The sequence below is a fragment of the Paenibacillus lactis genome, from assembly GCF_017873605.1.
Taxonomy (GTDB): domain Bacteria; phylum Bacillota; class Bacilli; order Paenibacillales; family Paenibacillaceae; genus Paenibacillus_AQ; species Paenibacillus_AQ lactis.
Map to the genome: position 1 here is coordinate 88,547 of NZ_JAGGKI010000019.1, position 15,321 is coordinate 103,867.

Sequence of the window (15,321 nt, forward strand, 5' to 3'; positions counted from 1 at the left end):
TCCTCCCGACTTAAACCGGCATCGCTTCAGAGGAGAAGTTGATCGTCTCCAGCATCGTCAGAAGCTCGCGAACCGTATCAAGCGAGGTCATGCATACTACGCCGTTCTCAACGGCTTCCCGACGGATCCGGAATCCGTCACGTTCCGGTGTCTTACCCTTTGTCAGTGTGTTGAAGACGAAGTTCGCTTCGCCCGTCCGGATCATGTCAAGGATATTCGGATTGCCTTCGGACAGCTTATTGATGGTCGTCACATCAAGTCCGGCTTCCTTCAGTGCGGCTGCCGTGCCTCCGGTAGCCACAATCTTGTAACCTAGCTTATGGAAGCCCTTCAGAAGATCTACCGCTTCGGCTTTGTCCTTGTCTGCAATCGTTGCGATGATCGCGCCGGTGGACGGAATCTTCATTCCGGCTCCGATCAAGCCTTTGTACAGCGCTTTGGCATACTTCACGTCCCGGCCCATCACCTCGCCGGTCGACTTCATCTCCGGACCGAGCGTAGGTTCAACCCGGCGCAGCTTCGCGAAGGAGAAGACCGGTACCTTAACGGATACATGCTCGCTCTCCGGCCACATGCCTTCCTCGTAGCCGAGATCCTTCAGCTTGCCGCCCAAGATGGCCTGAGTTGCAAGGTTGGCCATCGGGATGCCGGTTACCTTGCTCAGGAAAGGCACCGTTCTTGAAGAGCGCGGATTCACTTCGATGACGTACACATCGTTTTTATAGATAACGAACTGGATGTTTACCAATCCGCGGGTATTCAATTCTTTCGCGATCTTGATCGTAATTTCCGCAATCTTATCCTTCAGTTCCTGCGTCAAATATTGCGGCGGGTAAACCGCGATCGAGTCGCCGGAGTGAACGCCTGCGCGCTCCACATGCTCCATGATTCCCGGAATCAGTACCGTGTCGCCGTCGCAGATCGCGTCCACTTCGACTTCCTTGCCGAGCATGTAGCGGTCGATCAGAACCGGATGCTCCGGATTGATCTTCACGGCCTGCTCCATGTAGCTCAGCAGCTCGCTGTCGGAGTAAACGATCTCCATCGCGCGTCCGCCTAGTACATACGATGGTCGAACAAGAACCGGATATCCAAGGGATTGGGCAGTTCCTACAGCTTCATCCACCGACGTTACCGTGCTGCCTTTCGGCTGGGCAATGTTCAGTCTGGACAGCAGCGCCTCGAATTTCTTGCGGTCCTCGGCCTCATCGATGCTCTCGAGGCTTGTGCCGAGAATTTTGACGCCGGCTTTCGCGAGCGGAGCAGCCAGGTTAATCGCCGTTTGTCCGCCGAACTGCACGATAACGCCGACCGGCTTCTCCTGCTCGATGACATTCATGACATCCTCGAAGAAGAGCGGCTCGAAGTAGAGACGGTCGGACGTGTTGAAGTCCGTGGATACCGTTTCCGGGTTGTTGTTGATAATGACGGCTTCGTAACCGGCCTTTTGGATCGCCCATACGGCGTGCACCGTGGAGTAGTCAAACTCGATGCCTTGACCGATACGGATCGGGCCGGAGCCCAGAACGACTACCTTCTCTTTGGAGGATTCGATCACTTCGTTCTCCGTCTCGTACGTCGAGTAATAGTAAGGTGTCGATGCTTCGAACTCGGCTGCGCAGGTGTCAACCATCTTGTATACCGGACGCAGTCCGTGCTCACGGCGCAGGAAGCGGATCGATTCCTCGGTCGTATGCGTGCTCGCCTTGCCTTCGGCGCGAAGCTCTGCAATCGCGCGGTCCGTGAAGCCGAGACGCTTCGCTTCAAACAAGGTTTCGTAGGTCAGCGCAGCCTCCTGGCGGATATGGTCTTCGTATTTGATCAAGCGCTCGATTTTGTCCAGGAACCACCAGTCGACATGGGTCAGATCCTGAATTTCCTGCAGCCCGTAGCCGCGGCGGAACGCTTCCGCGATCAGGAATATACGTTCATCATCGGCCTTGACGAGGCGCTGCTTCAGGACATCCTCGCTCAGCTCGTCCGCACCCTTCAGGTAGAGGCGGTGAACGCCGATCTCAAGCGAGCGGACCGCTTTATGAATCGACTCCTCGAAGGTACGGCCGATCGCCATGACCTCACCCGTTGCTTTCATCTGCGTTCCAAGCTTCCGGTTCGCTTGCGTGAATTTATCGAAAGGCCAGCGCGGAATTTTGCTGACGATGTAGTCAAGCGTCGGCTCGAAGCAGGCATAGGTTTGTCCTGTTACCGGATTGACGATCTCATCCAGCGTATAACCCATGGCAATTTTGGCCGCCATCTTCGCGATCGGATAGCCCGTCGCTTTCGAAGCCAGCGCCGAGGAGCGGCTGACCCGCGGGTTAACCTCGATGACATAGTATTGGTAGCTGTTCGGGTCAAGCGCGAACTGTACGTTACATCCGCCTTCAATGTTCAAGGCGCGGATGATTTTAAGCGAAGCGGATCTGAGCATTTGATACTCGCGGTCTGACAATGTCTGGCTCGGCGCAACTACGATGCTGTCTCCCGTATGAACGCCGACCGGGTCGAAGTTCTCCATGTTGCAGACGACGATGCAGTTATCGTTCGCATCGCGCATAACCTCATACTCCACTTCCTTCATGCCGGCGATGCTCTTCTCGATCAGGCACTGGCTGATCGGGCTGTAGCGAAGACCGGAGCTCACCGTTTCCCGCAGCTCCTCCTCATTCGCGCAGATCCCGCCGCCCGTGCCGCCCAGCGTATAAGCCGGACGTACGATGACCGGGTATCCGATCTCGTCGGCAAATGCCAGCGCTTCTTCAAGCGTCGTGACGATCGTGCTTTCCGGCACCGGCTGCTCCAGCTCGCGCATCAGCTCGCGGAACAGGTCGCGGTCCTCCGCTTTCTCGATCGATTCCAGCTGCGTTCCAAGCAGCTTCACGTTCTCCTGTTCCAAAATACCGGCGCGTGCAAGCTCCACTGCCATGTTAAGGCCGGTCTGGCCGCCCAGCGTTGGCAGCAGGCCGTCCGGACGCTCCTGGCGGATGATTTGGGTTACAAAATCCAGCGTGATCGGCTCGATGTATACTTTATCCGCCATGTTGGTATCCGTCATGATCGTGGCCGGGTTGCTGTTAATCAGCACAACCTCGATGCCCTCTTCCTTTAACGCCTGGCAAGCTTGTGTGCCGGCATAGTCGAATTCTGCGGCCTGACCGATTACGATCGGACCGGAGCCGATGACGAGTATTTTTTTCAAGGATTCATTTTTTGGCATATTAGCGAGCTCCTTTCACGGCTGCGGCCAGAACCGCCTGGCGCGGTTTCCGGACTTCGTTCTGCTTGTGCTCTCGAATCATCTCAAGAAACTGATCGAATAAGTAGCTGCTGTCGTGCGGTCCAGGTGCAGCTTCCGGGTGATATTGTACGGAGAAAGCCGGGAATTTCTTATGCTTCAAGCCTTCAATCGTCTTGTCGTTATTGTTGATGTGAGTCACTTCGAGCTCCGTGCTCTTGACGGATTCTTCATTCACCGTGTAGCCATGGTTCTGCGATGTGATGTAGCAGCGGCCGCTGGCGAGATCTTTTACCGGGTGGTTGCCGCCGCGATGCCCGAACTTCAGCTTCTCGGTATCGGCGCCGGCTGCCAGCGCGAACAGCTGATGACCCAGGCAGATGCCGAAGATCGGATATTCGCCGAGCAGCTCCTTCACCATGTTCACGGCATAAGGAACGTCTTTCGGGTCCCCAGGACCGTTGGACAGCTGAATTCCGTCCGGGTGCAGTCTGCGGATCTCCTCGGCGGTCGTGTCATGAGGGACCACGATCACATCGCAGCCGCGGGAGGTCAGCTCGCGCAGGATCCCGCTTTTTGCCCCAAAGTCGACCAGGACGATCCGCTCCTTGGAGCCCGGGCTCGAGAACATTTGCGGCGTGGATGTTCTGGCTACCTGATTCCGCAGTTCATCGATCGTGGTGAGTCCGAGCATTTCCTTCAGCTCTTCCACCGATTTGCTGGACGTGGTCAGAATCCCTTTCATCGTACCGTGGTGGCGGATAATCCGGGTCAGCATCCGGGTGTCGATATCGCTGATCCCTGGGATGCCGTATTCCTTCAGCAGATTATCGACGCTGTACTCTGCACGCCAGTTGCTGGGAACAGGCTCATGTCGGCGAACGACGAATCCGTGCACGAACGGCCGAATGGATTCAAAGTCATCCCGCGTTATGCCGTAGTTTCCGATCAGTGGGTACGTCATCGTAACGATCTGTCCGCAGTACGAAGGATCGCTCAGCACCTCCTGATATCCTGTAATTCCTGTATTGAATACGACCTCTCCGGTCATCTCAGCATCCGCGCCGAAGGACTTCCCGACGAACAGCGTTCCATCCTCCAGTAACAATCTTGCCTGCATCCCGATCACTCCTGTCATCTATGTGTAATATATTTTATAGGTCAATTGCCTAAGTGTTACTAAAACCCGCCTTGTTCGGACCACTTCACTTCGCCGTCGACCCAAGTCATAACCGGCCAGCCCTTCAGCTTCCATCCGGTAAACGGGGTGTTGCGGCCTTTCGTCGCAAACGTTTCAGGGTTCACTTCCTTCTCCGCATTCAGATCAATCATGGTCAGGTCCGCAGCGGCGCCGGCTTTCAGCACGCCGCTGTCCAGTCCGAACACGCGAGCCGGGTCGCTGGTCATCCGGCGTACCAGGAGCGACAGATCCCATTTCCCCGTGGCGACGAACTTCGTGTAGAGCAGCGGGAAGGCTGTTTCGAATCCGACGATGCCGAACGGTGCCAACTCCATCCCCTTCGCTTTCTCCTCGGCGCTGTGCGGCGCATGATCGGTTACGATCATGTCCAGCGTTCCATCCAGAAGCCCTTCGATGCAAGCCTCTACATCGCGCGGCGAGCGCAGCGGGGGATTCATTTTCCAGTTCGCGTCAAGGCCCGGAATATCTTCATCCGACAGCACCAGATGGTGCGGGCAGACCTCGGCCGTTACCGAAATGCCGATCGCTTTCGCCTGGCGGATCAATCTGACCGATTGCTCCGTGCTCACGTGGCACACATGGTAGTGCACGCCCGTAGCTTCCGTCAGCAAAATGTCGCGCCCGACGTGAATCGCCTCCGATTCGTTCGGGATTCCCTTCAACCCGTGGCGCTCAGCGAACTCCCCTTCGGTTACGCAAGCGCCTTTCACCAGCGAGTCATCCTCGCAGTGGGCGATGACCGGCATGCCGAGCGCCTTGGCCTTTCTCATCGCATCCTTCATCATTTGCGCATTCTGAACGCCGACGCCGTCATCCGTAAATCCGATGGCCCCGGCTTCCTTCAAGGCTTCGAAATCCGTCAGCTCGCGTCCAAGCTCGTTCTTCGTGATGGCCGCGTATGGCAGCACCTTCGCCAGATTCGCTTCGCGCGCTTTATCGAGGATCAGCTTCACCGTCTCCGGCGTATCGGTTACCGGTCTTGTATTCGGCATGCAGGCGATCGTCGTGAATCCGCCCTTAACCGCCGAGCGGCTGCCGGTTTCGATCGTTTCCTTATGCTCATAGCCCGGCTCTCTTAAGTGCACATGCATATCGATGAATCCCGGCGTGACCAGCTTGCCCTCCGCATCGATGATTTGTGCGCGGGAATCTTGCGGCAGATCCGCCAGTTCACTGACCACCGCTTCAATCAACCCGCCTGCAATTACGATATGTTTAAGTTCCAGCTGCCCCTGCTCATTGATCACATTTGCATTTTTAATGACTTGCATCTGCATCTTAAGATTCCCCTCCGAAAGCGAAGCTTCGATTCGCTTCTTTGTATATTGTATAATAAAAATTCATATTTGTGTATATTTATTAATCCCGATTTCATTTCTTACCGTTTTATGCCGCTTCAATTACCCTTTCATCGCCCGTTCCATAACCGCCATCCGGATCGGAACCCCGTTGGACATCTGCTTGAAAATCATCGATCTCGGGCTTTCCACCACCGCATCGTCGATCTCCACATTCCGGTTGACCGGTGCCGGGTGCATGATAATGGTGTGGCCGGCCAGCTGCGCGGCCCGCTCTTCCGTCAGCCCGTATTGCTCCCGGTATTCGCTGCTCGACTTGAACAGCCCTTCATTGTGGCGCTCCAGCTGAACCCGCAGCATCATGACCACGTCGGCCTTCAGCGCCGTTTCCATCGAAACGTAAGGCGCATATTGCGCAAGCTCCGGAGCCTGCATCGACTCGGGTGCGCAGAACTGTACGCTCGCGCCGAATTTTTGCAGGGCCCATAGGTCGGAGCGGGCCACCCGGCTGTGCTTGATGTCGCCGATGATCGATACGGTCAGCCCTCTCAGCTCGCCGAAGCACTTTCGCATCGTATACAGATCCAGCAGAGCCTGCGTCGGATGCTCATTGTTTCCGTCGCCGGCATTGACGAGCGGGATCGATACCCGCTCGGCCAGCTCCTGCAGAACGCCTGCAGGCTTCAGCCGGATCACCCCCGCGTCGACGCCCATCGACTCCAGCGTGCGTACCGTATCGTAGATGGATTCTCCCTTCTCGACGCTCGAAGCGGCCGCCGCGAAGTTCATCACCTCGGCCCCAAGACGCTTCTCGGCCATTTCGAAGGAAAATCTCGTTCTCGTGCTGTTTTCGAAGAACATGTTCACTGCAAATTTCGATTGGAGAACCGGAATCACTTTGTCCGTTTGCGCTTCCCAGTAAGCTGCACGGTCCAGGATCGATGCGATCTCATCCCGGCTGATATCCTTTAATCCCAGCAGGCTGCGTTCTTTCAAAGAAATGGCCGTTGTCGTCATATTATCGTTCCTCTCTGTGGCTGATGGTCACTTCGTCCTTGCCGTCGATTTCGCTCAGCGACACCGTAATTTCCTCCTGCTTGGAGGTCGGAACATTCTTCCCGATATAATCCGGTCTAATCGGCAGCTCGCGATGACCGCGGTCTGCCAGCACCGCCAGCTGGATCATTCTCGGACGGCCGCAATCCATCAAGGCGTCCATCGCCGCCCGGATCGTCCGTCCGGTGTACAGCACATCGTCAAACAGAATCACTTTCTTGTCGTGAATGTCCAGATGCGCCAAACTTTGCTTGGCCCCTTCGCCTGCGCCGGCAGCCGCTCCTTTGCTGTCACGGTCATCCCGGTAAGAGGTTACGTCGATCTCCCCCCAAGGGATCGGGGTGCCTTCAATGTCGTTCATCCGCTCAGCAATTCGCTGGGCCAGGAAAACGCCGCGCGTACGGATACCGACCAGCACGCAATCCTCAATCCCCTTGTTCTTTTCCAATATTTCATGGGCAATTCTTGTCAGCGCACGGCGGATCGCCGTCTCGTCCATAATGACATGCTGTTCACTGCTCATCCTTGTTTCCTCCTTATTCACTTCTTGGATTAGCCCTTAACCAGTCTGTTGAAATCAACCAGTTTCATACACACAAAAAAACTCCTTGCCCGCTGGGCAAGGAGTTGATCTCACAGAGATAGGCAGGCAGCAGCAACCGTCCGCAGACAGAGCTATGCCTCCACAAAAATGAACCTCGGTTCACGTTACCTTGCCAGCCTCACGGGACTGATTTAAAGGTGCTATTCGATTGATCTCATTATGACAGACCCCATAAGAGTTGTCAACTGCGATCATGTCGAATAAAGTCATGAACCAAACCCAAAATTTTACCAATCAGAATTCAAACTCGACGTCGCTGAGCCTTCTGCGGATTTCAGAGATGACGCGCCGTTCCTCCTCTTCCCCGTTCGCGATAAAGGTTACGGAAAACCGTACGAAATGGCCGGCATCATCCCAAGGTACCGTCGAGATCAGCTTTTCGCGGATCAAGTATTGTGAGAAGTCTTCGCCGGATTCAAAGCGGCGTCCGCCTTTAATGCCTTTAGGGGCTTCAACATATAGGAAGAAGGAGCACTTCGGCTTCTCGGCCGTAAAGCCAAGCTCGTTCAGCATCTCCACCAGCATATCGTGACGGCGGGAATACTTCTCTGCGATCTTCTCCGTAATTTGCGGATTGTCCAGGCCGTAAGCGGCAGCCTTCTGAATCGCGATGAACTGGCCGGAGTCGTTGTTGTCCTTTACATCGCCGAACGCTTTGACGACAAGCGGGTTACCGGCAACAAAGCCGATGCGCCAGCCGGTCATGTTATAGGATTTGGACAAGGAATGCAGCTCCACACCGACATCCTTCGCCCCGGGCACCGACAAGAAGCTGAGCGGCTTCAGGCCATCAAAGGTCAGCGCAGCATATGGAGCGTCATGCACCACGACAACGCCGTATTTGCGGGCCCACTCAACGACCTCGGCGAAAAATTCGTAGGTTGCGCTTGCCCCCGTCGGATTATTCGGGTAATTCAGATAAAGCAGCTTCGCCCGGCGTGCGATATCTTCCGGAATGGAGCTGAGGTCCGGCAAGAAATCATTCTCCTTCTTCAGCTCCACATTATATACTTCGCCGCCCAAATATTTAGTATGCGTACCGAGCACAGGGTATCCCGGAACGGTCATAATCGTGACGTCGCCGGGATTGATAAAGCATGACGGCAGCATGGCAAGCGCCGGCTTGGAGCCGATGGAATGGAGCACCTCCGTGGCCGGATTGATCCCTTCCACACCGAATACGTTTTTCAAATAGCGGACAGCGGCTTCCTTGAACTCGGCAATTCCGTTATCGGCGTAACCGCGGTTTTCCGGCTTAGCCGCTTCTTCGGCCAGCTTCGCTACGATCCCGGCGTCAGCCATCTCGTCCGGTTCGCCGACGCCCATATCGATCAGCTCCGTATCGGGATGCTCCAGCTTCGCGGCAGCTTTGGCTCTTTTGATCTTCTCGAATTTATAAATGGCTGTGTCTTTACCGTAGTTAGCACCGCCGATTCGATCGGCAAAGTTCTGTTGAATATACGTTTCCTGATATTTATCGATGCTCATCGTTTGTACTCATCTCCTGCTTATACAATCCAATTTTTAATTTAAATATGCCGTAAATGGACTGCTGGAGCCATGTATTTTGTATCAGATGATTTGTACTTTTTCTAATTGGGAAAATGCGTCAGCATCACGAGAGCTCAAGCCATTCTGCCAGCAGACGGTCATGCATCGCCGATAAAGACTCCCGCTCCTTCCAGCGTTCCTCCAATGTTGCGAAGTCCTCCTCGCTCTCCGGATTAGCTTCTCCTTCAATCGCTTCATCCAGACGCTGGATTCGCGTTTCGAGCTCCGCGATTTCCTTCTCCAACCGCTTCATTCGGTCCATAGCAGACGGCTCTATAATTGAATCAGCCGTTGAAGCTTTCTTTCTGCGCCGATCCTCGGCGGACAGCTGCTGCGCCAGCTGCTTCACCGGATCGCTTGCCTCTGTCTTTGAGGTTCCTTCCGCTTTTACCAAAGCAAGCTGCTCCTTCTTGGCACGGAAATCATCGTAGCTCCCTAAGTAGGCAGTCAAACGGCCTTTTTCCAGCTCCCATATCTTCTCGCCGATCCGATTGACGAAATACCGGTCGTGGGAGATGACAAGAATGGTGCCCGTGAATTCCTGCAGAGCATCCTCCAGCGCCTCCCGGGATTCGATATCGAGGTGATTGGTCGGCTCATCCAAGAGCAGCAGATTCGGCTTTCGATGGATCAGCACAGCCAGCCTCAGCCTCGTCCATTCCCCGCCGGATAACTGGCCCACCGCCTTGAAAACCGCCGGACCGTAGAACAGGAAACGGGCCAGCTTGCCGCGTGCCTCCCCTTCACCGATCCCGGCATGCTGCCGGAAGAATTCGAGGACGCTTTCCTGCGGATTCTCCGGCTTCTCTTCCTGGGCAAGATAACCTGCGTCCACGCGGGCGCCCAACTCAACGGAGCCCTGAGCAGGCGTGAGTTTGCCGAGCAGCACCTGGAACAGTGTCGTTTTTCCGCTGCCGTTCGCCCCCATGAGCACGATTTTCTCCCCAAATTCCAACAGCCCCGATACGCCATGCAGTACAGGCTCATCACCATAAGCGTGAACAACCTGCTCAAAGCTCACCACCCGGCGTCCCGTCCGTTCCTCAGGATTCAGGTCAAAATCGGCCGATCTGCGCTGCAGTACCGGCCGTTTGACCGGCTCCATCCGCTCCAGTGCCTTGCGCATCGAGGCAGCCCGCTTGAAGAACTTCTCGTTTCCGCCGATCCGTCCCCACTCTTCCAGCTGCCGAATCGATTCCCTCATCTTCTTGACGATCTTTTGCTGCTCTTGGTACTGCTCAAACTGCTGGAGCAGCCTTGCCTCCTTCGCTTCCATATAAGCCGTATAGCCGCCAGCGGCCGTAAAGGCCTCCCCGTCTTCCAGCTCTATGGTTCGCGTCGCCACGCGGTCCAAAAAGTACCGATCATGCGAGATGACGACACAGGTGCCGGAATAATCACGCAAAAATGATTCAAGCCATTCGGTGCGCCGCAAATCCAGGTGATTGGTCGGCTCGTCAAGCAGGAGCAAATCAGGCTTCACGATAAGCTGGGAAGCCAGCATCACCCGGGTCTTCTCCCCGCCCGATAAGGCACTGAATGGAAGATCATAAATCGACTGGGAAATATCGAGCCCCGATGCGATTCTGTCGATGCTCGCCTCCATCTCATAGCCTCCCCCGCGTTCAAACTGCTCCTGGAGCACCGCATACCGCCGGAGCAGCCGCTCCAGCTCTTGGGCATCCCCGGCAGCCGCCGGATCGCTCATCCGAGACTCCAGCTCGGCCATCGCCGACTTGCATTCCTTCAAAGACCGCAAGCCGTAGGACAGGACATCCCACACCGTCCAATCCTTCGTATCCTTTGGAATCTGCTCCAGGTATCCTACCTTTGCATCCTTCTTGATCGCTAAACGCCCTTCACTCGGCTGCTCGATTCCGGCCAGAAGACGCATCAGGGTTGTCTTCCCGCTGCCGTTTCGTCCGATCAGCGCTAATTTCTCGCCTTCGCGGACTTCAAACGATATATGGTCCAGCACCAGATTGGCGCCGTGGTAATAAGTTAACTGTTGTGCATCAATCATATTCATTCTAGGCTTCCTCCTGTACCGGCATGACCTGTAATGATAAAGCCATGCCGAATCCGTATTTTGGAGAAGACCTCGCCCGGAATGCAAAAAGGTCCCGCAGAGCAAGCTCCGCGAGACCTAAGGATACTAAACAGCCCGATTAATCAGGCTTCATCCGTACAGGCAGGCAGGTGACTTCTCGATGGTGAATTCCGTATGCTTAAAAATGGACAGACCTCTCCCGTTGTCGGAAAAAGCATGAACAATGCCAGCCATTGCCATAGGTAGCTGGCTAATACGGTTGTTCACCATCTCGATATTCATCCTGCCTCACCTCCTTCATTCAAGTTATCGACAATATACCATATTGCCAAATGATAGCGCAAGTCTGTGTATGAACGGCTGCCCGAATAGGGTAAAAAGCCTGGACACTGACCCCGGCAGCGTCTGTACTGTCATTGACCTTTTGATCTTTTTTTGGGAGCACCGCAGGAACCAACAAAAAAAGAACCGCTAACGGCTCTTTAAAATCGTCAGCAGTTCTTCCATGTCCTCCGGCATAGGTGCCGAGAACTCCAAATATTGTCCGCTTGCAGGGTGGACGAAGCCGAGCACGGCCGCATGCAGCGCTTGTCCGTTCAGCTTGATTCCCTTGCTCTTGCCATATACCGGATCTCCAACAAGGGGATGGCCGATATATTTCATATGCACCCGGATTTGGTGCGTTCTCCCCGTCTCCAGCTTCAGCTCGAGCAGGCTGTAATCGCCGAATCGCTCAACAACGGTAAAGTGCGTCACCGCATGCTTGCTGTTCCGGTCCGTGACTGTATACATTTTGCGATCCTGCGGATCCCGGCCGATCGGCGCATCGATCGTTCCCTGATCGTGGCTGATGTTGCCATGCACCAGTGCCAGATAGCGCCGGTTCACGCTATGCTCCTTCAGCTGTGCGGCCAGAGACGCGTGCGCCTTATCATTCTTGGCGGCCATGATCAGCCCTGTGGTGTCCTTATCGATCCGATGGACGATCCCCGGACGGAGCTCGCCGTTAATGCCGGATAGATCCTTGCAGTGATGCATCAGTGCGTTCACCAAGGTCCCTGATACATGGCCGGGGGCCGGATGAACCACCATCCCTCTTGGCTTGTTGACCACGATAACGTCACGGTCTTCATATGCAATGTCGAGCGGAATATCCTCCGGAACAATCTCGACGACCGATGGGGCCGGTATGGTCAGCGCAATCCGGTCTCCTTGGCTTACCTTGTAATTGGCTTTCACCGGCGAATCATTGACTAGGACATGCCCATCGGCAATCCACAACTGGACCTGAGATCGCGACACATCTTCAGCCAGTCCATCGGTGATGTATTTATCGATCCGGGTCTTGGCGGACTCGGCGTCGACGATCCATTCCTGAACGTCCTGCTCCTGCTCGTCCGAATCTACCACATGATCTGTACGCTGCCCGTCCTGCAACATTACTCATTCCCTTCCGTGCCAGAAACTTCTCTTGATGTATTGAGCTTATTGAGCTTCTCCCGTCTTCCATCCAGAATGGTATCCAGAATAATCAGGCCAACGCCAATCACGATACAGGAATCGGCAATGTTGAATATCGGGAAGGTGTAGCTGCCGAAATTGAATTGCAGAAAATCGACAACCTCGCCCATCAGCAGACGGTCGATAAAATTCCCCAAGGCACCGCCGAGCACAAGCGCAAGCGCTGTCGGCAGCAATTTGCGGCCTTCCTTCGTCATTTTGCGCAGATACCATACAATACCGGCCACGACAGCTATCGTTACGACGATAAAAAACCACAGCTGGTCCTGTAGAATACCGAATGCGGCTCCACGGTTCCGGCTGGATGTAATCAAGAAGAAATTGCCGATAACCGGGATCTGCTCATACATTTCCAGCCTCGAGGCGATCAGATATTTAGTGCCCTGATCGATAAGAAACATTACCAATGCAATCAAATAATATACCACTCGTTTATGTCACTCCGATCTTTACATCTGCCGGTTCGTCCCCGAGTCAACAAGCTCCCCGCAGGACCGGACAGTAACTCGTCTTATTGTAGCACAGGGGCTCGGACAACGTCCATTCCTCTCCAATGGGGTGAACATTTTCCGTCAGTAAAACGAACCCACACAGCGCACTATATAGGTAAGAACAAGAAGGTCAACTTCGGACCGGAGAGGAGCCTAACATGTCGCATCTTACTCAGGAACAACTAAGGACCCTGCAGCAGAAACTGATGGAACGGAAGGCTGAGCTCGAATCACGGATGGTACACAACGACCAGCATGGGCTCGGCGAATCGGAGCGGGATAATACGGGCGAGTTATCCCATATCGACAACCATCCCGGAGACTTGGGCACCGAGGTCTACGAAAGGGGGAAGGACCTTGCGCTTCAGGACAGGGTGGATCTTGAGCTGCAGCGCGTCATTTTCGCGCTAGAAGCCATCCATCACGGGCGATACGGTACTTGCGAGACCTGCGGTCAGCCGATTCCGTATGAACGGCTTGAAGTGCTTCCCGATACCAAATATTGCGTTGAGCATACACCGAAAACGGAAATTTCCAGAGACCGCCCGGTTGAAGAAGAGGTGCTGGCTCCCGCCTTCGGCAAGTCCAGCATGGACGAGCATGAGTATGCGGCCTTCGACGGCGAGGACGCCTGGCAGATTGTTGAGAGCTGGGGGAACTCAAACTCGCCGGCTTTAGCGGAAGGGAATAATATTGACAGTTATAACGAAATGGATATTGAGCATGAGGATGATTTGGGCGGTTTTGTTGAAGTGTATGAAAACTTTGTGGCCACCAACATCGACGGGTCGGAAGTGTTCATCGTCCGCAGTCCGCAGTACATCGACTACCTGAATCGGGGCGAAGGAAGCTACCTGCTGGATCCTCATGCGGAGTCCGACGACGATTCGCTTATCTAATTGCTCGTGAGCGGGACCGGCAGCAAGCTTACGGAATACCTCTGGCTGCCGGTCTGTACATACGCCCAAGCCTCCTAATGCCCGGCCGCCTTACCGAAGCTCCAGCTGCCGCTGCACAATGCGCACAATATCCGCTATATAGTCCCCGATAATCGGGAGATTTAGCGCGCCAAGGGCTTGAAGCACATAAATGATCGTAGCGGCGAAAAATGTAAACCCAAGCGCAATTCCCACCCCGCGTGCCGTCCCCGCCAGCAAGTTGGTTCCGATCAGCCGCCATGGCCGATTCAGAAGCTGCGTATAATCCGCGATCCTCGACTTTTCAAGCTGCTGTGCGATATCCGTAAGCATCCGGTGGATGGCGTTCAAGCGCTCCTCCTCGTTCATTTCCGCATGCTCCGCTGGATCCTTCGTATCCTTGCGTTCCGCCATGACACCGCTACCTCCTTATACACTGGACAGCCTCGGCTATTGCGGGCTTAGTCGTTTCCCTTGTTCCCAAAATAGTGCATAACATGCTCGTCGTATTCGTCGCATCCCACAAAAAATACATGGATAGTATACGTCCGCTGCAACCGTATCATTCTTCAAAGATTGCCGGCAGCGAACCAAAACAAGAGGTTACTTCTGGAGGGAAAAACCGCCTTCATTGTTCGAGCAAGTCCCTTTTAGGTACTTCTGGTGCAAAAACATCCCACTTTGGACCGAACAAGTCCCTTTTAGGTACTTCCGGTGCGGAAACCGCCCTCTCTGACCGGAACAAGTCCCTTTTAGGTACTTCTGGTGCGGAAACCGCCCTCTCTGACCGGAACAAGTCCCTTTTAGGTACTTCTGGTGCGAAAACCGCCCTCTTTGGACCGAGCAAGTCCCTTTTAGGTACTTCTGGTGCGAAAACTGCCCTCTCTGGACCGAGCAAGTCCCTTTTAGGTACTTCTGGTGCGAAAACTGCCCTCTCTGACCGGAACAAGTCCCTTTTAGGTACTTCTGGTGCGGAAACCGCCCTCTCTGACCGGTACAAGTCCCTTTTAGGTACTTCTGGTGCGGAAACCGCCCTCTCTGACCGGAGCAAGTCCCTTTTAGGTACTTCTGGTGCGGAAACCGCCCTCTCTGACCGGAACAAGTCCCTTTTAGGTACTTCTGGTACGGAAACCGCCCTCTCTGACCGGAACAAGTCCCTTTTAGGTACTTCTGGTGCGGAAACCGCCCTCTCTGACCGGAACAAGTCCCTTTTAGGTACTTCTGGTGCGAAAACCGCCCTCTCTGACCGGAACAAGTCCCTTTTAGGTACTTCTGGTGCGAAAACCGCCCTCTCTGACCGGAACAAGTCCCTTTTTGCAGCTAGAATAAAAAGTGGACACCCCTTAGTGATAAAACGATAATGAAACAAAGCAGACGAGAGGGTGTCAAAAAAAATG

General features: G+C 54.6%; 13 protein-coding genes. 2 read left to right on the forward strand and 11 right to left on the reverse strand.

Annotated elements, in window-relative coordinates:
- Nucleotides 1-10 precede the first annotated feature (10 nt).
- From carB to lspA, 10 genes are all read right to left on the reverse strand, one after another.
- Nucleotides 11-3,217 (reverse strand): carbamoyl-phosphate synthase large subunit, encoded by a 3,207-nt coding sequence (carB, locus tag J2Z18_RS25235; protein WP_210095548.1) that lies wholly within the window; start codon nt 3,215-3,217, stop codon nt 11-13.
- A gap of 1 nt (nt 3,218) precedes the next feature.
- Nucleotides 3,219-4,355 carry a carbamoyl phosphate synthase small subunit gene (locus J2Z18_RS25240; protein ID WP_007129495.1) on the reverse strand — a complete coding sequence of 379 codons (1,137 nt, stop codon included), beginning with the start codon at nt 4,353-4,355 and terminating at the stop codon, nt 3,219-3,221.
- Nucleotides 4,356-4,414: 59 nt separating this feature from the next.
- Entirely contained in the window at nt 4,415-5,713 is a 1,299-nt protein-coding gene (gene pyrC / locus J2Z18_RS25245; protein WP_210095549.1) for a dihydroorotase, read from the reverse strand.
- A 123-nt stretch (nt 5,714-5,836) separates the two neighbouring features.
- Entirely contained in the window at nt 5,837-6,751 is a 915-nt protein-coding gene (locus J2Z18_RS25250) for an aspartate carbamoyltransferase catalytic subunit (protein WP_007129493.1), read from the reverse strand.
- Nucleotide 6,752: 1 nt separating this feature from the next.
- A complete protein-coding gene (gene pyrR / locus J2Z18_RS25255) occupies nt 6,753-7,313 on the reverse strand; it encodes a bifunctional pyr operon transcriptional regulator/uracil phosphoribosyltransferase PyrR (protein ID WP_007129492.1) in 561 nt (186 codons plus the stop codon).
- A 315-nt stretch (nt 7,314-7,628) separates the two neighbouring features.
- Nucleotides 7,629-8,882, reverse strand: coding sequence for an LL-diaminopimelate aminotransferase (locus tag J2Z18_RS25260; RefSeq protein WP_210095550.1), 1,254 nt, complete (start codon nt 8,880-8,882; stop codon nt 7,629-7,631).
- A gap of 127 nt (nt 8,883-9,009) precedes the next feature.
- Nucleotides 9,010-10,974 (reverse strand): ribosomal protection-like ABC-F family protein, encoded by a 1,965-nt coding sequence (gene abc-f / locus J2Z18_RS25265; RefSeq protein WP_007129490.1) that lies wholly within the window; start codon nt 10,972-10,974, stop codon nt 9,010-9,012.
- A gap of 150 nt (nt 10,975-11,124) precedes the next feature.
- Complete coding sequence (locus tag J2Z18_RS25270; protein WP_007129489.1) at nt 11,125-11,277, reverse strand: RAxF-45 family protein; 153 nt, start codon at nt 11,275-11,277, stop codon at nt 11,125-11,127.
- A 189-nt stretch (nt 11,278-11,466) separates the two neighbouring features.
- Nucleotides 11,467-12,435, reverse strand: coding sequence for an RluA family pseudouridine synthase (locus tag J2Z18_RS25275; protein ID WP_007129488.1), 969 nt, complete (start codon nt 12,433-12,435; stop codon nt 11,467-11,469).
- On the reverse strand, nt 12,435-12,944 hold the full coding sequence (gene lspA, locus J2Z18_RS25280) for a signal peptidase II (protein WP_007129487.1): 510 nt from the start codon (nt 12,942-12,944) through the stop codon (nt 12,435-12,437). The genes J2Z18_RS25275 and lspA overlap by 1 nt, the downstream gene beginning before the upstream one ends.
- A 221-nt stretch (nt 12,945-13,165) precedes the next feature.
- On the opposite strand from lspA, the gene J2Z18_RS25285 reads away from it, so the two are divergent.
- Complete coding sequence (locus J2Z18_RS25285) at nt 13,166-13,906, forward strand: TraR/DksA C4-type zinc finger protein (RefSeq protein WP_007129486.1); 741 nt, start codon at nt 13,166-13,168, stop codon at nt 13,904-13,906.
- 90 nt (nt 13,907-13,996) lie between these two features.
- On the opposite strand, the gene J2Z18_RS25290 is transcribed toward J2Z18_RS25285, so the two are convergent.
- The gene (locus tag J2Z18_RS25290) at nt 13,997-14,338 is read right to left on the reverse strand and encodes a DUF5665 domain-containing protein (protein ID WP_007129485.1); all 342 of its coding nucleotides are present in this window, start codon (nt 14,336-14,338) and stop codon (nt 13,997-13,999) included.
- 83 nt (nt 14,339-14,421) lie between these two features.
- On the opposite strand from J2Z18_RS25290, the gene J2Z18_RS25295 reads away from it, so the two are divergent.
- Nucleotides 14,422-15,285: a hypothetical protein gene (locus J2Z18_RS25295; protein WP_210095551.1), complete on the forward strand. Its 864-nt coding sequence runs from the start codon at nt 14,422-14,424 to the stop codon at nt 15,283-15,285.
- Nucleotides 15,286-15,321 lie beyond the last annotated feature (36 nt).

What these genes read in the sequence shown, in the direction of transcription:
- carB (WP_210095548.1), bottom strand. Translation starts at nt 3,217, where the DNA reads ATGCCAAAAAATGAATCCTTGAAAAAAATACTCGTCATCGGCTCCGGT.
- J2Z18_RS25240 (WP_007129495.1), bottom strand. Translation starts at nt 4,355, where the DNA reads ATGCAGGCAAGATTGTTACTGGAGGATGGAACGCTGTTCGTCGGGAAG.
- pyrC (WP_210095549.1), bottom strand. Translation starts at nt 5,713, where the DNA reads ATGCAGATGCAAGTCATTAAAAATGCAAATGTGATCAATGAGCAGGGG.
- J2Z18_RS25250 (WP_007129493.1), bottom strand. Translation starts at nt 6,751, where the DNA reads ATGACGACAACGGCCATTTCTTTGAAAGAACGCAGCCTGCTGGGATTA.
- pyrR (WP_007129492.1), bottom strand. Translation starts at nt 7,313, where the DNA reads ATGAGCAGTGAACAGCATGTCATTATGGACGAGACGGCGATCCGCCGT.
- J2Z18_RS25260 (WP_210095550.1), bottom strand. Translation starts at nt 8,882, where the DNA reads ATGAGCATCGATAAATATCAGGAAACGTATATTCAACAGAACTTTGCC.
- abc-f (WP_007129490.1), bottom strand. Translation starts at nt 10,974, where the DNA reads ATGAATATGATTGATGCACAACAGTTAACTTATTACCACGGCGCCAAT.
- J2Z18_RS25270 (WP_007129489.1), bottom strand. Translation starts at nt 11,277, where the DNA reads ATGAATATCGAGATGGTGAACAACCGTATTAGCCAGCTACCTATGGCA.
- J2Z18_RS25275 (WP_007129488.1), bottom strand. Translation starts at nt 12,435, where the DNA reads ATGTTGCAGGACGGGCAGCGTACAGATCATGTGGTAGATTCGGACGAG.
- J2Z18_RS25285 (WP_007129486.1), top strand. Translation starts at nt 13,166, where the DNA reads ATGTCGCATCTTACTCAGGAACAACTAAGGACCCTGCAGCAGAAACTG.
- J2Z18_RS25290 (WP_007129485.1), bottom strand. Translation starts at nt 14,338, where the DNA reads ATGGCGGAACGCAAGGATACGAAGGATCCAGCGGAGCATGCGGAAATG.
- J2Z18_RS25295 (WP_210095551.1), top strand. Translation starts at nt 14,422, where the DNA reads ATGCTCGTCGTATTCGTCGCATCCCACAAAAAATACATGGATAGTATA.